At 71.9% G+C, this 17484-nt stretch carries 15 protein-coding genes; 7 read left to right on the top strand and 8 right to left on the bottom strand.

The genetic code is table 11. From position 1 onward, the window contains the following. Nucleotides 1-153: 153 nt before the first annotated feature. Nucleotides 154-603 carry a hypothetical protein gene (locus ACGFU6_RS29155; RefSeq protein WP_393615196.1) on the bottom strand — a complete coding sequence of 150 codons (450 nt, stop codon included), beginning with the start codon at nt 601-603 and terminating at the stop codon, nt 154-156. 402 nt (nt 604-1005) lie between these two features. Here ACGFU6_RS29155 and ACGFU6_RS29160 point away from each other — a divergent pair, with 402 nt between their 5' ends. From ACGFU6_RS29160 to ACGFU6_RS29175, 4 genes are read left to right on the top strand one after another with little or no spacing between them, the layout of a single operon-like run. Then, nucleotides 1006-3906 (top strand): nitrate- and nitrite sensing domain-containing protein, encoded by a 2901-nt coding sequence (locus ACGFU6_RS29160; protein WP_393615198.1) that lies wholly within the window; start codon nt 1006-1008, stop codon nt 3904-3906. After that, the gene (locus ACGFU6_RS29165) at nt 3903-4346 is read left to right on the top strand and encodes a roadblock/LC7 domain-containing protein (RefSeq protein WP_393615200.1); all 444 of its coding nucleotides are present in this window, start codon (nt 3903-3905) and stop codon (nt 4344-4346) included. The genes ACGFU6_RS29160 and ACGFU6_RS29165 overlap by 4 nt, the downstream gene beginning before the upstream one ends. Before the next feature lie 9 nt (nt 4347-4355). Continuing rightward, nucleotides 4356-4778, top strand: coding sequence for a DUF742 domain-containing protein (locus tag ACGFU6_RS29170; RefSeq protein ID WP_393615202.1), 423 nt, complete (start codon nt 4356-4358; stop codon nt 4776-4778). Continuing rightward, entirely contained in the window at nt 4759-5364 is a 606-nt protein-coding gene (locus tag ACGFU6_RS29175) for an ATP/GTP-binding protein (protein WP_393615204.1), read from the top strand. The genes ACGFU6_RS29170 and ACGFU6_RS29175 overlap by 20 nt, the downstream gene beginning before the upstream one ends. Before the next feature lie 79 nt (nt 5365-5443). Here the strand turns inward: ACGFU6_RS29175 and ACGFU6_RS29180 are convergent, their stop codons facing one another. The 4 genes from ACGFU6_RS29180 to ACGFU6_RS29195 form a co-directional block, all read right to left on the bottom strand. Continuing rightward, nucleotides 5444-6634, bottom strand: coding sequence for a lipid-transfer protein (locus ACGFU6_RS29180; RefSeq protein WP_393615205.1), 1191 nt, complete (start codon nt 6632-6634; stop codon nt 5444-5446). Continuing rightward, nucleotides 6631-7137: a Zn-ribbon domain-containing OB-fold protein gene (locus ACGFU6_RS29185; protein ID WP_393615207.1), complete on the bottom strand. Its 507-nt coding sequence runs from the start codon at nt 7135-7137 to the stop codon at nt 6631-6633. The genes ACGFU6_RS29180 and ACGFU6_RS29185 overlap by 4 nt, the downstream gene beginning before the upstream one ends. Before the next feature lie 49 nt (nt 7138-7186). Continuing rightward, nucleotides 7187-7534 carry an Mpo1-like protein gene (locus ACGFU6_RS29190; protein WP_393615209.1) on the bottom strand — a complete coding sequence of 116 codons (348 nt, stop codon included), beginning with the start codon at nt 7532-7534 and terminating at the stop codon, nt 7187-7189. 116 nt (nt 7535-7650) lie between these two features. Further along, the gene (locus tag ACGFU6_RS29195) at nt 7651-8457 is read right to left on the bottom strand and encodes a M15 family metallopeptidase (protein WP_393615211.1); all 807 of its coding nucleotides are present in this window, start codon (nt 8455-8457) and stop codon (nt 7651-7653) included. A 144-nt stretch (nt 8458-8601) separates the two neighbouring features. Here ACGFU6_RS29195 and ACGFU6_RS29200 point away from each other — a divergent pair, with 144 nt between their 5' ends. Then, entirely contained in the window at nt 8602-9111 is a 510-nt protein-coding gene (locus ACGFU6_RS29200) for an NUDIX domain-containing protein (protein ID WP_393615213.1), read from the top strand. A gap of 6 nt (nt 9112-9117) precedes the next feature. Here ACGFU6_RS29200 and ACGFU6_RS29205 read toward each other — a convergent pair whose 3' ends face one another. Then, on the bottom strand, nt 9118-11469 hold the full coding sequence (locus tag ACGFU6_RS29205) for a glycoside hydrolase family 31 protein (protein ID WP_393615215.1): 2352 nt from the start codon (nt 11467-11469) through the stop codon (nt 9118-9120). Between the two features lie 251 nt (nt 11470-11720). Between ACGFU6_RS29205 and ACGFU6_RS29210 the strand changes: the two genes are divergently transcribed. Beyond that, nucleotides 11721-13697, top strand: a complete 1977-nt coding sequence (locus ACGFU6_RS29210) for an acetoacetate--CoA ligase (protein ID WP_393615217.1) — start codon at nt 11721-11723, stop codon at nt 13695-13697. Between the two features lie 67 nt (nt 13698-13764). Further along, nucleotides 13765-14727 (top strand): hypothetical protein, encoded by a 963-nt coding sequence (locus ACGFU6_RS29215; protein WP_393615219.1) that lies wholly within the window; start codon nt 13765-13767, stop codon nt 14725-14727. 78 nt (nt 14728-14805) lie between these two features. Here the strand turns inward: ACGFU6_RS29215 and ptsP are convergent, their stop codons facing one another. Together ptsP and ACGFU6_RS29225 are read right to left on the bottom strand one after the other, a co-directional pair. Then, on the bottom strand, nt 14806-16476 hold the full coding sequence (gene ptsP / locus ACGFU6_RS29220; RefSeq protein WP_393615221.1) for a phosphoenolpyruvate--protein phosphotransferase: 1671 nt from the start codon (nt 16474-16476) through the stop codon (nt 14806-14808). A 76-nt stretch (nt 16477-16552) separates the two neighbouring features. Beyond that, complete coding sequence (locus ACGFU6_RS29225; protein WP_393615223.1) at nt 16553-17002, bottom strand: PTS glucose transporter subunit IIA; 450 nt, start codon at nt 17000-17002, stop codon at nt 16553-16555. Between the last annotated feature and the right edge of the window lie 482 nt (nt 17003-17484).

Below are 17484 nucleotides of genomic sequence, written 5' to 3' on the forward strand. Positions count from 1 at the left end.
CCCCCCCGCCCCGCGGCCCCCCCCCCCCCCGCCGGGGGCGGCCCCCCCCCCCCCCCCCCCCCCCCCCCCCCCCCCCCCCCGCCGGGGCGCCGCGCCCCCCCCCCCCCCCCCCCCCCCCCCCCCCCCCGACGCGGGTGTTCAGGCGCGGGTCGTTCAGGCCCGGGACAGCCTGCGGTCCGCGGAGCGGCGTCGTATCCGCGCCCCGTCCCGCTGTGCCGTCCGGGCGGCCCGCCTCGCCCTGCGCCGCTCGCGGCGCAGCTGCCGGGCGGAGCTGCTCGGCATCGAGACCACACCGTTGCGCTGGTTCCACACCTGCCGGGTGACCCACACATCCAGCACCGACCAGGTCGCGCCCACCGTGCTCGCCACGCTGCTCAGCACCATCGGGAAGGCCAGCCAGGATCCTGTCATCGTGGACAGGAACGCCACCATCGCCTGGATGACCGTCAGCGACAGGATCAGAACGGCCCGTACCGCCGCTGTGCGCACCGGGTCCGGCATCCGCCGCCGCAGCGCCGGCTCCTCCACCCAGAGCGGCTGCCGCGGAATCTCCGGGCGGCCCCGCGCCGACCTGGCAGCGCCACGACGCTCTTCCGTGTCCAAGGACCTTCAACTCCCCACCACTGTCCGACTTCAGGGTTGCTGCCCGGCATGGGTGGTTTCTACGCGGACGAGCCGCCCTCACCTGCCGAATACGCCCCTGCAGTCCCCCTACCCCCGTACAGACAGACGAGTACCGCGCTGTGAAGATTCCCCCGAACCGTCACGGAACGAAGAATTCCAGCCAACTGGCGTGGGGAAGAATGTGTGGCTCTGGCTGGTCTCTTCTGTCGCTTTCACGAATTCCATCTCCTGGAATACCGGGACAACTCATGGTCAACTCCCAGTAAGGCGGCCGAAAATCGCCCGGACATGCCTTCGAGTTGTCCGGGCGTCGGTAGTAGGCTCGCGCCGTTTGTTGACGGAACACCATCACCGCCCTGCGGGGACGAGCTGGGGGAGGCCATGCGCTTTCGCGGGAAGTCCATCCGCAGGAAGATCGTGGCCTTGTTGCTTGTGCCGCTCGTCTCCCTCACCGCGCTATGGGGCTTCGCCACTTATCTGACCGGCCGCGAGGCCGGTCAGCTGATGAGCGCGAGCGCTGTGGTGGAGAAGATCGGCCACCCCCTGGAGGACACCGTCCGGGTCGTCCAGAACGAGCGCAGACAGACTCTCGTCTACCTCGCGGACCCGCGCGCCTCCGACGCCCTGCCGGTCCTGCGCCGCCAGCGCGCCGCCACCGACCGGGTCGTGGACCAGGTCAACAACAGCGCACGGCAGAAGGACATCCGCGACGCACTGCGTCCGCAGGACGAGACCCAGCTCAGCTCCATCCTGGGCGCCGTCGAGGGACTGAGGTCGCTCCGTGACTCCGTGGACAAGCGCACCATCAGCCGGGCCAAGGCGATGGAGTACTACAACGGTCTCATCGACCCCTGCTACCGCTTCCTGACCGGCCTCCACGTCATGGAGAACGTGTCGATGGACAAGCAGGTCCGCGCCCTGGCCGGCATGTCGCGGGCCCGGGAGATGCTCTCCCAGGAAGACGCGCTCGCGGCGTCGGGGCTCCTCGCGGGACGGCTGACGGCCCCCGAACTCCGCCAGATCTCCGACCTCATCGCCAAACGCGAGCTGCTGTACGAGGTCAACCTGGAAGCGCTCCCCGCCTCCGAGCGCCGCCGCGTCCAGCAGTACTGGCAGAGCCCGGACAGCGAGCCCCTGCGCTCGGCCGAGGACAAGCTCATCGCCCAGGGGCCCACCCACGACCCCCGCGAGCTGGACGCCGCACGCTGGCAGGAGGCCGCCCCGCCGGTCCTGGACCGGCTGGCGAACGACTCGACCGAGATGAACAACCGCTTCCAGGACCGCGGCAGGCCCGCCGGCTACGGGGTCCTGATCAAGGCGGGCGTCGCCGGCGTACTGGGATTCCTGGCCCTGCTCGTCTCGGTCTTCGTCTCCGTACGGATCGGCCGCGAACTCATCCGCGACCTCTCACGCCTGCGCAAGGACGCCCACGAGGTCTCCGGGGTGCGCCTGCCGAGCGTGATGCGCCGTCTCGCCGCGGGCGAACACATCGACGTCGAGACCGAGTCCCCGCAGCTCAACTACGAACGCGACGAGATAGGCCAGGTCGGACAGGCCCTCAACATCCTGCAGCGCGCCGCCGTCGAGGCCGCCGTCCGGCAGGCGGACATGCGCCGCGGCGTGTCCGAGGTGTTCGTCAACCTCGCCCGCCGCAACCAGGTGCTGCTGCACCGCCAGCTGACGCTCCTGGACACGATGGAGCGCCGCACCGAGAACACCGAGGAGCTCGCGGACCTGTTCCGCCTCGACCACCTCACCACCCGCATGCGGCGCCACGCCGAGGGCCTGGTGATCCTGTCGGGAGCCGCCCCGTCCAGGCAGTGGCGCAAGCCCATCCAGCTGATGGACGTGGTGCGCGCCGCGGTCGCCGAGGTCGAGGACTACGAACGGGTCGAGGTCCGCAGGCTGCCGAGGATCGGCGTGGGCGGACCGGCCGTCGCCGACCTCACCCACCTGATAGCCGAGCTCCTGGAGAACGCCACGGTGTTCTCGCCCCCGCACACGGCGGTCCAGGTCCACGGCGAACGCGTCGCCAACGGGTTCACCCTCGAAATCCACGACCGGGGGCTCGGCATGCCCCCGGAGCTCCTGCTGGACGCCAACCTCCGGCTCGCGGAGACACCCGAGTTCGAACTGTCCGACACCGACCGGCTCGGCCTCTTCGTGGTCAGCCGGCTGGCCCAGCGGCAGAACGTCAGGGTGTCGCTCCAGACCTCGCCCTACGGCGGCACCACGGCTGTCGTCTTCATCCCGGCCGCGCTGCTCACCGACGCCCCGGAGGCGCACGGCACCGGATTCCGCCTCGACCGCAGGTCGGAGAAGGCCATCGCCGGCGGTCCGGGCGGCGGGGCGGCCGGCGGCAAGGGCCGCGGCACGGGTTCCGGCACGGGCGGCGGCCAGGACGGCGGCGACGCGTTCGACCGCCCCGACGGCGGCCGTCCCCAGGGCGGCAGGACCGGCGGCCTCTCACCGGTGCCCACCGGCCTCGCGGACCCGGCGCTGCTGGACGGACCGGTCGAGCTCGAAGGCCCGCTCGGCCCCATTGACTTCACCCGCGACCCGGTACTCGAAGCCGTCGCCGGGCCCGACCCCGTACTCGACGGTGTGTCCGACCTGGAGGACACCGAGAGCGAACGCGGCGGCATCTTCCGGGCCCGTGAGCTCCGGCGCGACGGCGACCGCGACCAGCACCAGCAGGCCGCCGACCAGATCGCCGACGCCGACGGGGTGCGGGAACTGCGCCCCGACGGCGTCAGGCCGCTGCCCCGCCGCAAACCGCCGACCCTGATCACGGACCGGGGCCGCCGGATCGACGAGGCGGGCCGGGCCCACCCCACGGCAACCGACTCGGAGGCCACGCGCCCGGCGTCCGGACCCGTCCGGTCCGCCGACCGTGTCCGTCCCGCCGAGATCAGGCAGAACAACGGCTTCCGGCCCCGCACCGAGCCCGCCGCACCTGCGGCAGTCACGCCGTCGGTGCCGGCCCCCCGTTCGCCGGCGCCCTGGAACACCGTGCCCGGCTCCGGGACGATCGGCGGGCTGCCCCGCAGGGTGCGGCAGGCCAGTCTCGCCCCGCAGCTCCGCGAGGGATCCGCCGGCCGCACCGCGGAGCCGGACCCGGTGGAGACCGTGGAGGACATCGAGCGCGACGCCGATGAGGTACGCAGCCGCATGGCGTCGCTCCAGCGCGGCTGGCAGCGCGGCCGCCAGCAGAACGCCGAGGACGTGACCGGCCCCGGCGACACAGCACAAGGAACCACTCCGGGAGGGGACGGTCCATGACCGCACCGAACGCCGCAGCACTCGACTCAGCGGGCCAGGGGTCCGGCGAGCTCAACTGGCTCCTCGACGAACTCGTCGCGCGGGTGGCCAGCATCCGCAAGGCGCTGGTGCTCTCCAGCGACGGACTCCCCACCGGTGCGTCCAAGGACCTCACCAGGGAGGACGGTGAACACCTGGCGGCCGTGGCCTCCGGGTTCCACAGCCTCGCCAAGGGCGTCGGGCGGCACTTCGACGCCGGGCGGGTCCGCCAGACCGTCGTCGAGCTCGACGAGGCGTTCCTGTTCGTCACAGCGGCAGGCGACGGCAGCTGTCTGGCCGTGCTCGCGGACTCCGACTCGGACGTCGGGCAGGTGGCGTACGAGATGACGCTGATGGTCAAGCGAGTGGGCGCCCACCTGGCCAACTCCCCCCGGACGACCGGTCTGACCTCCGGAGGGTGAGTGGATGGCATGAGCGCCGACTCCTCCCGTACCCCCGCCGCCCCCGGCGGTCCGCAGTCCTCGCGCTGGTACGACGCCGACGCGGGGCCGGTCGTCCGTCCGTACGCGATGACGCGGGGCCGTACCAGCAGCGCCTCCCGTCATCGTCTCGACCTGATCGCGATCGTCGTCCCCGAACCCGCGGCCGACGATCCCGGCCGGGACCAGATGCTCTCCCCGGAACACGTGGAGATCGTCGAACTGTGCAGCGGCATGCCCCAGTCGATCGCCGAGCTCGCGGCCGGTCTGGACCTCCCCGTCGGGGTGGTCCGGGTGCTGGTCGGTGATCTCGTCGAGGACGAGCTGGTGCATGTGACCCGTCCCGTTCCGCCGGCCGAGCTGCCGGACGTGAACATTCTTCGCGAGGTGATCAATGGCCTTCGGGCGCTCTAGCCGCAGCAGGCGGCCCGTGGAGCCCGTTACCCTGAAAATCCTGGTGGCGGGCGGCTTCGGAGTGGGCAAGACGACCATGGTGGGAGCGGTCAGCGAGATCAGGCCGCTGCGAACGGAGGAGAGGCTGACCGAGGCGGGACGTCCCGTCGACGACCTGGAAGGGGTCGAGGGGAAGACCACCACGACGGTGGCGATGGACTTCGGGCGGATCACCCTCCGCGAGGACCTGGTGCTGTACCTCTTCGGCACCCCGGGGCAGGACCGGTTCTGGTTCCTCTGGGACGAACTCGCCCAGGGCGCGCTGGGCGCGGTCGTCCTCGCGGACACCCGGCGCCTGGAGGACAGCTTCGCGGCGGTCGACTACTTCGAACGCCGGAAGATCCCCTTCGCCGTCGCCGTCAACTGCTTCGAGGGAGCCGACCGGTTCCCCACCGCGACGGTACGGGCGGCACTCGACCTGGACCCGGAGGTGCCGCTGCTCGTGTGCGACGCCCGGGACCGCTCGTCGGTACGGGACGTGCTGGTGGCCGTCGTCGAACACGCGCTGGCCCGCGTGGACGCAGCCCGCGAACCGGCCACGACCTGACGGGCCCGCACCGGCGGAGCGCGGCACCTGCCCCCGCGGACAGGGGGCGGTGCCGCGCCCCGAGCGTCCGGGCGGCGGGTCAGCGGACCGCGACGACCGCCGAGCCGTGGCCGAACAGTCCCTGGTTCGCGGTCATTCCGGCGCGTGCCCCCTCCACCTGACGTTCGCCCGCCGCGCCGCGCAACTGCCAGGTCAGCTCGCAGACCTGGGCGATCGCCTGCGCGGGCACGGCCTCCCCGAAGGACGCCAGACCGCCGCTCGGGTTCACCGGGACGCGCCCGCCGAGCGCCGTCGCCCCGGCCCGCAGGAGCGCGGCACCCTCACCCGGCGGGCACAGCCCGAGGTCCTCGTACCACTCCAGCTCCAGCGCCGTGGACAGGTCGTACACCTCCGCCAGTGAGAGGTCTGCGGGCCCGATCCCCGCCTCCTCGTACGCCGCGCGCGCGATCGAGGCACGGAAACTCTCCGTCGCGGGTTCCGCGGCGACCGCCGAATCGGTGGCGATGTCCGGCAGATCGAGCACCGCCTTCGGATACGTCGGCGTCACGGTCGAGACGGCACGGATACGGACCGGATCCGCGGCCCCGTGACGCCGGGCGAACTCGATGCTGGACAGCACCAGCGCCGCCGCTCCGTCGGAGGTGGCACAGATGTCGAGCAGCCGCAGCGGGTCGGCGACCACCGCGGACGCCGCGACCTGCTCGGCGGTGACGGGCGCCCGGTAGCGGGCGTTACGGTTCAGGGCACCGGCCGCCGCGTTCTTCACTTTGACCAGCGCGAAGTCCTCCGGGGTGTCCCCGTGCACCGCCATCCGACGACGGGCGTACAGGGCGAAGTACGCGGGGTTCGTCGCGCCGAGCACCCGGAAGCGCAGCCAGTCCGGATCGTCGGGCCGGTCGCCGCCCGCCGGGGCGAAGAACCCCTTGGGCGCCGCGTCCGCCCCCACCACGAGCACCACGTCCGCCAGGCCGGCCAGGATCTGCGCCCTGGCGGTGCCGACGGCCTGGGCCCCCGAGGCGCAGGCCGCGTACACGCTGGTGACCCGGGCACCCTGCCAGCCGAGCGCCTGCGCGAACGTCGCCCCGGCCACGTAGCCCGGATATCCGCCGCGCACGGTGGCCGCGCCGACCACGGACTGCACCTCCGGCCAGCCGATGCCGGCGTCGGCCAGCGCCTCGCGGGCCGCCACCCTGCCGTATTCGACGAAGCTGCGTCCCCACTTGCCCCAGGGGTGCATCCCGGCCCCGAGGACGGCCACGTCCCCGATCATCGGGCACCGCCCCCGGAGCCGGCGTGGCCGGAGCCGGTGTCCACCGGCCGCCAGTGCCAGGTCGTCCACACCGTGCCGTCGTCGTCCGCGCCGGAGCCCGGGCCGGCATCCGGACCCAGCACCCCCGGCACGACCTCGACCGCCATCCCGACCGCCAGATCCGCCACACCGACCCCGGGCGCGGCCTGCCCGAGCACCACCATCCGCTCGGCGGCGAGCTCCACGGCCACCAGCGTGTACGGCTCCCAGGCCGCGTCCGGGTCGCTGGGATAGGGCGGTGGCGGCCGGTAGCGGCCGTCGGTGTACGACCAGACGGTCCCGCGCGGCGACAGCGGGACCTCGACCGGCTCGCCGCCCGGACAGCCCGGATTGCGGCAGAAGCCGTCCTGGCGGGGGAAGAAGACCGACGAGCAGAGCGGGCAGCGGGTGCCCAGGAGCCGGAACTCCCCGGCGCCGTCCTCGGTGAACCACCCGGCCACCACGGGTATGCGTTTGCGCGGCAAAGGCCCTCCCCAGCACTGGATCTGACGGAACGTCAGAAGTGTGCCACGGTCAGCTGTCGGCGGCGAGCCACTTGGCGGCCGTCTCCGCGAGCTCCCGGTCGCGGCCGGCCAGCATCATCCGGATCATCTGCACGTCGCCGCGCAGTGACCAGGCCGGATGCCCGAAGGAGGCCGGGTTGTTCTTCTCGATCAGGAAATGGGCGGGCCAGGCGGTCCCGTACCCGATCAGCGGCAGCGCCGCCACGTACCTCTTGCGGCCGCGAGCCAGACCGTAGGCGGTGAGGGCGAGACCGGTCAGGGTTCCGGTCAGATGGACCCAGCGGGTCGCTGCCCTGGAGTGCATCGCGACGTAATAGGGCCAGAACTCCTCGTACGAATCGAACGTCTGCTGTGACATACGGGCACGGTAGTGGCTGGAACGGCAACCGGATACGGCCGGTTCGCGTCCGAGAAGAAGAACGGGCGGCTGGAACCCACGGGGGTGGTCCCAGTCGCCCGTTCGTCCTATCGGTTTCAGTGGCCCGCGACGGACCGCCGGGCCACCGGGAAGTCGAAGTAGGTGTCGGGGAACAGCTCCGGTGCGAAGGTGTAGTGCCACCATTCCTCGGCCAGATTGACGAATCCGGCGTCGGCGAGCGTCTTCTTCAGGAACTGCCGGTTGGCGCGCTGCACTCCCTGGATTCGCGGATCGTCCGTGTGCGAGAGGGTGTCGAAGCAGTCGAACCCGGTTCCCATGTCGATCGAGTTGTCCGGGAAGCGCTCGGCCCGCGGTGCGTAGCAGGGCACCAGCGGCTGACCCGGCCGGTACGGCGCGGTGGGCCGGGCCGGCAGCCTCACCAGCGTCAGGTCCACGGTGCTGCCTCGGCTGTGGCCGGACTTCTCCGCGATGTAACCGTCGGCGAACAGCCGGGTCTTGTCGACCCGCGGGTAGAACTCGCCCTTCATGGTCGCGTCGTCCAGATCCTTCGCCCACCGTACGAAGTGGTCGACGGCCCGCTGGGGCCGGTAGCAGTCGTACACCTTGAGCGAGTAGCCCCGGCGCAGCAGACGGAGCTGGGCCCGGTGCAGCGCCTGGGCGGCGGGCCGGGTCAGGATGCAGAGGGGGTCGCGGTAGCCGTCCACCGGTTCACCCATGAAGTCGTGCCCGGTGGGGTAACGCATCTCCTGGATGATCGTGGGATCCACCGCGCGCAGCGAGACGAACTCCGCGGGAGCCTTCGGCTCGGGCTTCGCCTGTGCCACCGGGGCGGCGGCGGTGACGGCGAGCAGGGTGGCGGCAGTGGCCGCGAGGACACGGAAAGCGGAAGCGAGACCTGTCATGAGCACATCGTCCATCAGTGCGGCCGTGCGGCACAGGAGATCGGATACAGTCCGCGCGTGTCCGCGACGACGAGAAACCCCGACGAGCCCGTGAATCCCGATCAGCACGGTAACGGCGTGAGTCCGGTGAGCCCGGTGCGTTCCGTGAAAAGCTCCCACTGCGGCAGCTGCGGAGCCCCGTACACCGCCCTCGCCTCCCCGGACGCCTGGCCCCGCACGTGCACCGTCTGCGGCGCCACCGCCTACCGCAACCCACTCCCGGTCGCCGTCGCCCTGCTCCCCGTCACCGGCCGGCCCGGCACCGGACTGGTCGTCATCACCCGCACCATCGAACCCCGCCTCGGCGGACGCGCCCTGCCCGGCGGCTTCGTCGACCACGCCGAGGACTGGAAGCACGCGGTCGTGCGCGAACTCCGCGAGGAGACCGGCATCGAGGCCCACCGCGACGACGTCCGGCTCGCCGACGCCCTCAGCTCACCCGACGGCCACCTCCTCCTGTTCGGCCTGCTCCCGCCGCGCCCGACCGCCGCGCTTCCCCCGTCCGCACCCACCGATGAGACCTCCGGATACGAGATCCTGCGCACCCCCGAGGAGCTCGCCTTCCCCCTCCATACGGAGGCCGTCCGTTCCTGGTTCGCCGGCCGCTACCGCTGACCGAGGTCAAAGCCCCCGGACCCGCACCGGATATTTCACCAGCCCCTCCTCGCCGTCCCGCTCCACCACCACCCGCCCGTCCAACAGCCGGGTCGTGTACCGCTCGACCACCGCCTCCTCCCAGCCGTCCCCCGGATCGCGGACCACCGAACCGCCGCCCCCACGCCCCTCCGCCGGAGCCCACACCTCCAGCTCAAGACCGCCGTCCGCACCCCGCACCGGAATCACCGACCCGGCCCGCGCCAGCACCGGCACCCGCGACAACGGCGCCTCGACCACCACCCGGCCGGGCCCCTCGTACACCGCACCGCTCACCGTGTCGTACCAGCGCCCCGGCGGCAGCCGCACCGTCCGCTCACCGGCCCCCGGTCCCAGCACCGGCGCCACCAGCAGCGCATCCCCCAGCAGGAACGCGTCCTCGCAGTCCCGCAGCGCCCGGTCACCCGGCGCGCCCCACCACAGCGGACGCGCGTACGGCGCACCCGTCAGCCGGGCCAGGTGCGCCAGCGTCACCCAGTACGGGCGCAGCCGCTCCCGCTCCACCATCACCTCCCGCGCGGCATCGAGCACCCGGGGCCCGAACTCCCACGGCTCCCGGCGCCCCGCGCCGATCGCCGCATGCGTGCGGAACAACGGCAGGTACGCCCCCAGCTGGAACCACCGCAGATACATCTCCGGCGACGGCGACCCGTCGAAACCACCCACATCCGGACCCGAGTACGGCACCCCGCACAGCCCGAGGCCCAGCACCAGCGCCAGCGAGGCCCGCAGCCCCGGCCAGCCCGTCGACACATCACCGGACCAGGTACCCCCGTACCTCTGCATCCCCGCCCAGCCGGAACGCGAGAACAGGAACGGGCGTTCGTCCGGGCGCAGCCGCGCGAGCCCCTCGTACCCGGCACGCGCCATCGCCAGTCCGTACACGTTGTGGGCCTCGCGGTGATCACCGCCCCGCCCCTCCAGCGAGTGCCGCGCCGAACGGGGCAGCGTCGTGTCGCCGAACGCCGCGAACGACACCGGCTCGTTCATGTCGTGCCAGACACCGGAGAACCCCTGCGCCAGCCGCTCCGCATACAGCCCGCCCCACCACTCGCGCACCTGCGGATCGGTGAAGTCCGGATACACGCACTCACCCGGCCACACCTCCCCGCGCACGATCCGCCCCCCGGCATCCCGCACGAACGCACCCGAGGCCCCCACCGCCCGGCCCGCGTCGAACACCGCGTCACCCGGAGCCGCGGGCACCGCCGGATCCACGATCGACACCAGCCGCACCCCCTCCGCGCGCAGATCCTCCGCAAGCACCGGCAGATCGGGGAACCGCTCCCGGTCCACCGTGAACACCCGGTGCGCGTCGTAGTGGTCGATGTCCAGATGCAACACGGACAGCGGCAGTCCCCGCTCCCGGTACCCCGACACGATCCGCCGCACCTCCCGCCCGCTCCCGAACCCCCAACGGGCGTGCTGCGCACCCAGCGCCCAGGACGGCGGCAACGCCGGCGCGCCCGTCAGCGCCGTCCAGCCCTGAAGCACCCGGGCCGGTGTGCCCGCCACCACCCAGCAGCGCAGCGGCCCGCCCGCCATCCGCACCTCGGACATCCCCGGACGGTCATGACCGGAACCGGCCCCCTCCTCGCCCTCGCGCAGCGTCACCCGCCCCGCCCAGGAGTTGTCGTGGAACACCAGATGCGTCCCCGCGTCCGACACCACCAGCTGCACCGGCATCGTCACGTACAGCGGATCGTCGCCGGGCCCGAACCGGCCGCCCGGATCGGTGTTCCACAGCCCGTACCCGCCGTCCCGCAGCCGAGGACCCGCCGCCCGCCCGCCGAGCCCGAAGAACCGCGCGTCCGCCGGGACCCGGGACCGCTGCACCCACCGCGCGGGCCCGCCCGCCACCGGCTCCCACCACCGGGGCGGCAGCTCACGACGGAGCACCACGCCCCCGGGGGTCCGCAGCTCCACCGCCCCGTGCCGGGACACCGCGACGGTCAGCCGCTCCGACACCACCTGCCACCCGCCGTCCTTGTCCGGCTCCAGAACGGCCCGCGGATCGGCGTCCGGAACGGGCCCCGGCAGCGCGTACGACGGCGAGGGCTCCGCCCCGTCCCACCCCCAGAACACCGCACCCCCCACCGCGACCCGGACACTCAGCTCGGAGCGCGCGAACCGCACCACACCGCCGCCCGGCCCCGGCTCAGCCCCCACCAGCGGCCCCGGCACCCGCGCCCGCTCCGGACCGCGCGACGGCAGCGCCCGCGCGTCCAGCCGCGAGCGCCGCCACGCCGAGCGCACCGCCCGCAGCCCCTGCTTCGAACCCACCGACTTCACCGAGCGCACCAGGTCACGACCGTTCATGCGGCACACCCTGCCACCAGGCGACGCGGCAGCGGGTTCTGTTCAACTTCCGTTCATTCACGGACCACCGCACGGCCGTGCGCCACGAAGCGTGGCCGGACCACATATCCGGACACGCGGTCATGGAGGGGCGGCCCTGGTGCGAAAGACGATCACATGGCATCGTCCGTGAAAGCCGCCTCACGCGCACACCCCAGCACGTGCGCGCGACCCGCGCTGACCCGCGTACCCGGAAAGCCAGGAGCCGATCCATGACCTCAGCAGCCGACGAAGCCCCCCTCTGGCAGCCCGGCCCGGACCGCATCGCGACCGCGGCCGTCACCCGCTTCCAGAACTGGGCGGCCGAGCGCCACGGAGCACCGGCCGACGGCGGATACCCAGCGCTGCACCGCTGGTCGGTCGACGAGCTGGACACCTTCTGGCAGGCCGTCGCCGAATGGTTCGACGTACGGTTCTCCACCCCGTACGAGACCGTCATCGGCGACCGCGCCATGCCCGGCGCCCAGTGGTTCCCCGGCGCCACCCTCAACTACGCCGAACACGCGCTGCGCGCCGCCGAGGACCCCCTGCGCGCCGACGCGCCCGCCCTGCTTCACGTGGACGAGACCCACACCCAGACCCCCACCTCCTGGTCCGAGCTCCGCCGCCGGGTCGGCTCGCTCGCAGCCGAACTCCGCGCACTGGGCGTCAACCCCGGCGACCGCGTCAGCGGCTACCTACCCAACATCCCGGAAGCGGTCGTCGCCTTCCTCGCCACGGCTGCCGTCGGAGCCGTCTGGACCTCCTGCGCCCCCGACTTCGGCGCCCGCAGCGTCCTCGACCGGTTCCAGCAGGTCGAACCCGTCGTCCTGTTCACCGTCGACGGCTACCGCTACGGCGGAAAGGAACACCACCGCGCCGACACCGTCGCCGAGCTGCGCCGCGAACTGCCCACCCTGCGCGCAGTCGTCCACATCCCGCTGCTGGGCACCGACGCACCCGACGGCGCCCTCGACTGGTCCGCCCTCACCGCCGCGGACACCGAACCCGTCTTCGAGCAGGTCCCCTTCGACCACCCGCTGTGGGTGCTCTACTCCTCCGGCACCACCGGCCTCCCCAAGGCCATCGTCCAGTCCCAGGGCGGCATCCTGCTCGAACACCTCAAGCAGATCGGCCTGCACTGCGACCTCGGCCCCGAGGACCGCTTCTTCTGGTACACCTCCACCGGCTGGATGATGTGGAACTTCCTCGTCTCCGGCCTCCTCACCGGCACCACACTCGTGCTGTACGACGGAAGCCCCGGCTACCCGGACGTCAGCGCCCAGTGGCGCGTCGCCGAACAGACCGGCGCGACCCTCTTCGGTACCTCCGCCGCCTACGTCATGGCCTGCCGCAAGGCAGGCATCCACCCGGGGCGCGACTTCGACCTCTCCCGGGTCCAGTGCGTCGCCACCACCGGCTCCCCGCTCCCGCCCGACGGGTTCCGCTGGCTCCACGACGAAGTGGCCGACGGCCTGTGGATCGCGTCCGTCAGCGGCGGCACCGACGTCTGCAGCTGCTTCGCCGGAGCCGTGCCCACCCTCCCCGTCCACATCGGCGAGCTCCAGGCCGCCGGACTCGGCACGGACCTCCAGTCCTGGGACCCGGCCGGCAAGCCGCTGACCGGCGAGGTCGGCGAGCTCGTCGTCACCAAGCCCATGCCGTCCATGCCGATCCGCTTCTGGAACGACCCCGACGGCAGCCGCTACCACGACAGCTACTTCGACGTGTACCCCGGAGTCTGGCGCCACGGGGACTGGATCACCATCACCGCCCGCGGCTCCGTCGTCATCCACGGCCGCTCCGATTCCACCCTGAACCGCCAGGGCGTACGCATGGGCTCCGCCGACATCTACGAAGCGGTCGAACGGCTCCCGCAGATCCGCGAATCGCTCGTCATCGGGCTGGAGGAGCCGGACGGCGGGTACTGGATGCCGCTCTTCGTCCACCTCGCCGAGGGCGCCACGCTCGACGACGAACTGCGCGCCGCCATCAAGCGCACCATCCGCGAGAACCTCTCACCGCGCCACGTCCCGGACGAGGTCATCGAGGTCCCCGCCATCCCGCACACCCTCACCGGCAAGCGCATCGAGGTTCCGGTCAAGCGCCTGCTCCAGGGAACGGCCCTGGCCGAGGCCGTCAACCCCGGATCGATCGACAACCTGGAACTCCTCCACTTCTACGAGGAGCTGGCGCGCGAGCGCCGCTGACGGACGGCACTGTCAGTGCCCGTGATTACTCTGAGTGAGCAATGATCGACAGCGCACTGGGGGAATCATGGCGCAGACCAGCAACAGGCAGTCCAGCAACAAGCGGACCGGGAACAAGCGGGCCGGCAACAAGCGGTCCGCGCCCGACGGCCGGACCGGCACCACGATGCGACGCTCGCTGCGCCGCGAAGCACCCAGCACCATCGGTCTCCTGACCGATGAGCAGGACTTCGCGGCGATGCGGCACTACGCCACCTTCACCTTCGACGACCACTCCGTCTACCTCCAGCAGGTGGAAGGCCTGCTCAAAGCCCTCACCGCGCAGGGCGTGCACACGACGGTCGCGCTCTTCGACCCGGAGGAGTACGCGCAGTTCTGCGCCGAATCGGACATCGTGGCCGACTCTCCGGCCAGCCGCAGCCGCTTCACCGCGGAGATCGCGGGGATCGGGGCCACCGTCACCTACACGGGACAGCCGCTCGCCGGCCTGATCCCGCTCCTCGTCTCCCGGTCGGTCCGCCGGGCGACCTGGGAGTACGGCACGATGCTCCTGGCCGGCCTGGGGGAGTGCGCCGACTGCGGCCAGGACGTCGGTCGCGCGGCGTTCGACCGGGCATCCCATCTCCTGTTGCGCGTCCTGGAGTCGGCGGGCCCCGGCACCCACCACCTGGTCTGCAGCACCCCCACGGAGAACGAGCAGCTGCTCGCCGCCCTGCACACGGACCGCGACGCGACCGGACCTGCCCGCCTCGACTCGGCGGAAGGAGCCGAATTCGTGACCGTCCTCGCCGTCGGCATCGCCCTCGAACGCCGCGGCGGAGTCGTCCTGCGGACGAGCGCGGCCGGCGCCCCGGACCGGGTGCACGGCTGGCGGCTGGCACGGGGCGGCCTGGTCCCGCTCACCGCGGGCGAGGTCTTCAGCGCTTACTGCACCGATGCCGACACGGGAGACCCGGTGTCTCCGGAATCCGGCGTGGAGTACTGCGCGGGCTTCGACATCGGGGCCGACGAGCCGGAGCCCCACCACTGACAGGCAGAAGGGGCTCCCCGCCACCAATGGCGGGAAGCCCCTTCTTGTCATCGTCCGGAACGTCCGGGCGCCGCGGTCCTACTCGCCCGAAAGCACCGCCTGCGCGGCGACCCGCGCCTCTTCGGCGGAGTCCGCCGCACGCGCCGCGGAGGCGGCCCGCTCGCACTGGGCGAACGTGTACTTCGCCAACGTGGTGCGTACATAGGGAATGGAGGCGGCGCCCATCGAGAGCGACGTGACTCCAAGACCGGTCAGTACACAGGCGAGCAGCGGGTCGGCGGCAGCCTCACCACAGACACCACAGCTCTTGCCCTCGGCCTTGGCCGCGTCGGCGGACATCGCCACCAAGTCCAGCAGCGCGGGCTGCCACGGGTCCTGCAGCCGGGACACCGCACCCACCTGACGGTCTGCCGCGAAGGTGTACTGCGCCAGGTCGTTGGTGCCCAGCGACAGGAACTCCACCTCCTGAAGCACCGAACGGGCGCGCAGCGCGGCCGACGGAATCTCGACCATCGCACCGAACTTCGCGTTCAGCCCGGCCTCCCGGCAGGCGTCGGCGAACGCCTTGGCGTCCGCGCGGTCCGCGACCATCGGGGCCATGACCTCGAGGTAGACGGGCAGCCCCTCGGCCGCCTTCGACAGCGCGGTCAGCTGGGTCCGCAGCACATCGGGGTGGTCCAGCAGACTGCGCAGCCCGCGCACACCCAGTGCGGGGTTCGGCTCGTCCGCCGGAGTCAGGAAGTCCAGCGGCTTGTCCGCCCCGGCATCCAGCACCCGCACCACGACACGTCCCTCGGGGAACGCCTCGAGCACCGCGCGGTACGCCGTGATCTGCTTCTCCTCCGACGGCGCCTGCTTGCTGTCGTCGAGGAAGAGGAACTCGGTGCGGAACAGGCCCACACCCTCGGCGCCCGCATCGAGGGCCGCCGGCACGTCGCCGGGGCCGCCGACGTTGGCGAGCAGCGGCACCTTGTGACCGTCGGACGTCGCACCGGGACCGGTCGACTTGGACAACGCGGCCTTCCGCGCTGCGGCGGCGCTCTCCATCTCCGACCGCTTCTCCGCGCTCGGCTCGACGAAGATCTCGCCGGTGCTGCCGTCCACCGCGATGACGGTGCCCTCGGCCAGCTCACCCGCGCCGGGGAGCGCCACAACGGCGGGCACACCGAGCGCCCGCGCCAGGATGGCGCTGTGACTGGTCGGGCCGCCCTCCTCGGTGACGAAGCCGAGCACCAGAGCCGGGTCGAGGAGAGCCGTGTCGGCGGGAGCCAGGTCCCGCGCGATCAGCACATAGGGCTCGTCGCTGTCCGGCACACCCGGCATCGGCACGCCGAGCAGCCGGGCCACGATCCGGTTGCGCACGTCGTCGAGGTCGGCGACCCGGCCCGCCAGGTACTCCCCGGCACCCGCCAGCAGCGCGCGGTAGGAGGCGAACGCGTCGTACACGCCGCGCTCGGCGGTGCTGCCGACAGCGATGCGCCGGTCGACATCGGCCATCAGCTCGGGGTCCTGGGCCATCATGGCCTGGGCCTCCAGCACGTGCTGGGCCTCGCCACCGGCCAGGTTGCCGCGAGCGACGAGGTCGGCCGCCACCGCCTCCACGGCCTGCCGCGCCCGTCCCTGCTCGCGCTCCGCCTCTTCGGCCGCGATCTGCTTGGCCGGCGGTTCGAGCACTGCCGTGCCCATGTGCCGTACCTCGCCGATCGCCACACCGTGGCTCACGCCTACGCCCCGCAGCGTTGTCTCCATTTCACCTGTCTCCGATTGTGCGGTGGTCGATGCCGCCGCGATGGTTATCCGGTCGGCTGTCACTGCGCCGAACGCATTACTGCCAGCCGAACAGTGCGTCGCCGACTTTGACCTCGCCGCTCTCGATGACGTCGGAGAGCGAATCGGGCGTCGCCTCCAGCGCCACGATGGGGCAGATCGGGGACTTGCCGGCCACCTCGACAGCGCTCGGGTCCCAACGCACGATGCTCTGGCCGCGAGTGACGGTGTCACCCTTGTTCACCAGGAGTTCGAAGCCCTCACCATTGAGCTGGACGGTGTCGATGCCGAGGTGGGTGAGAACCCCGTGCCCCTCGCCGTCCACGACCACGAAGGCGTGGGGGTGCAGGGAGACGACGATTCCGTCGACCGGCGACACGGCCTCCGACGGCTCGCGTACGGGGTCGATGGCAGTGCCGGGACCGACCATCGCGCCGGAGAAGACCGGGTCGGGTACCGCAGCGAGCCCGATGGCGCGTCCGGCAAGAGGGGACGTCACAGTGGTCATGGGGGGAGCCTCCCAGAGTGGAGCTTCAATGGCGCCGCCGCGGCCTGTAGGACGGCGGCGTACTGCTCAGCAGAGTAAGTCATGAGAAGTACCGGTTCCGCCTGAGTCCTGGCGGTTCGAGGACCTAGGGGTGCACCGGAAACGATTTGCCTCGTCTCCCGGCAGCCTGTACTGTCGTACTCCTGCCTGACCCCAACGCGACATTGAGTCGGGGGTCGGCGGCGACTATTTAGCCCAAACCCTAACCCGAGATCGGCACCGGCATGTCTGCTGGGGCTTGGTCAAAGGGACAGGAAAGGCCTGATAGAGTCGGTCTCGCCGGAAAGGGAAACGCGAAAGCGAAGAACTGGAAAGCGAAAATGCGAGGCCCGCTTCGACCGGGAATCGGACACGAAAGAGTCTGATAGAGTCGGAAACGCAAGACCGAAGGGAAGCGCCCGGAGGAAAGTCGCAGAAAATGTTCTGCGGTGAGTACAAAGGAA

Origin of the sequence: Streptomyces sp. NPDC048462 (genome assembly GCF_043200175.1) — a bacterium.
Taxonomy (GTDB): domain Bacteria; phylum Actinomycetota; class Actinomycetes; order Streptomycetales; family Streptomycetaceae; genus Streptomyces.

Excerpts from the sequence above, each read along its gene's own strand:
- ACGFU6_RS29165 (WP_393615200.1), top strand. The coding sequence starts at position 3,903 with ATGACCGCACCGAACGCCGCAGCACTCGACTCAGCGGGCCAGGGGTCC.
- ACGFU6_RS29180 (WP_393615205.1), bottom strand. The coding sequence starts at position 6,634 with ATGATCGGGGACGTGGCCGTCCTCGGGGCCGGGATGCACCCCTGGGGC.
- ACGFU6_RS29205 (WP_393615215.1), bottom strand. The coding sequence starts at position 11,469 with ATGAACGGTCGTGACCTGGTGCGCTCGGTGAAGTCGGTGGGTTCGAAG.
- ptsP (WP_393615221.1), bottom strand. The coding sequence starts at position 16,476 with ATGGAGACAACGCTGCGGGGCGTAGGCGTGAGCCACGGTGTGGCGATC.
- ACGFU6_RS29195 (WP_393615211.1), bottom strand. The coding sequence starts at position 8,457 with ATGACAGGTCTCGCTTCCGCTTTCCGTGTCCTCGCGGCCACTGCCGCC.
- ACGFU6_RS29215 (WP_393615219.1), top strand. The coding sequence starts at position 13,765 with ATGGCGCAGACCAGCAACAGGCAGTCCAGCAACAAGCGGACCGGGAAC.
- ACGFU6_RS29175 (WP_393615204.1), top strand. The coding sequence starts at position 4,759 with ATGGCCTTCGGGCGCTCTAGCCGCAGCAGGCGGCCCGTGGAGCCCGTT.
- ACGFU6_RS29190 (WP_393615209.1), bottom strand. The coding sequence starts at position 7,534 with ATGTCACAGCAGACGTTCGATTCGTACGAGGAGTTCTGGCCCTATTAC.
- ACGFU6_RS29210 (WP_393615217.1), top strand. The coding sequence starts at position 11,721 with ATGACCTCAGCAGCCGACGAAGCCCCCCTCTGGCAGCCCGGCCCGGAC.
- ACGFU6_RS29170 (WP_393615202.1), top strand. The coding sequence starts at position 4,356 with ATGAGCGCCGACTCCTCCCGTACCCCCGCCGCCCCCGGCGGTCCGCAG.
- ACGFU6_RS29225 (WP_393615223.1), bottom strand. The coding sequence starts at position 17,002 with ATGACCACTGTGACGTCCCCTCTTGCCGGACGCGCCATCGGGCTCGCT.
- ACGFU6_RS29160 (WP_393615198.1), top strand. The coding sequence starts at position 1,006 with ATGCGCTTTCGCGGGAAGTCCATCCGCAGGAAGATCGTGGCCTTGTTG.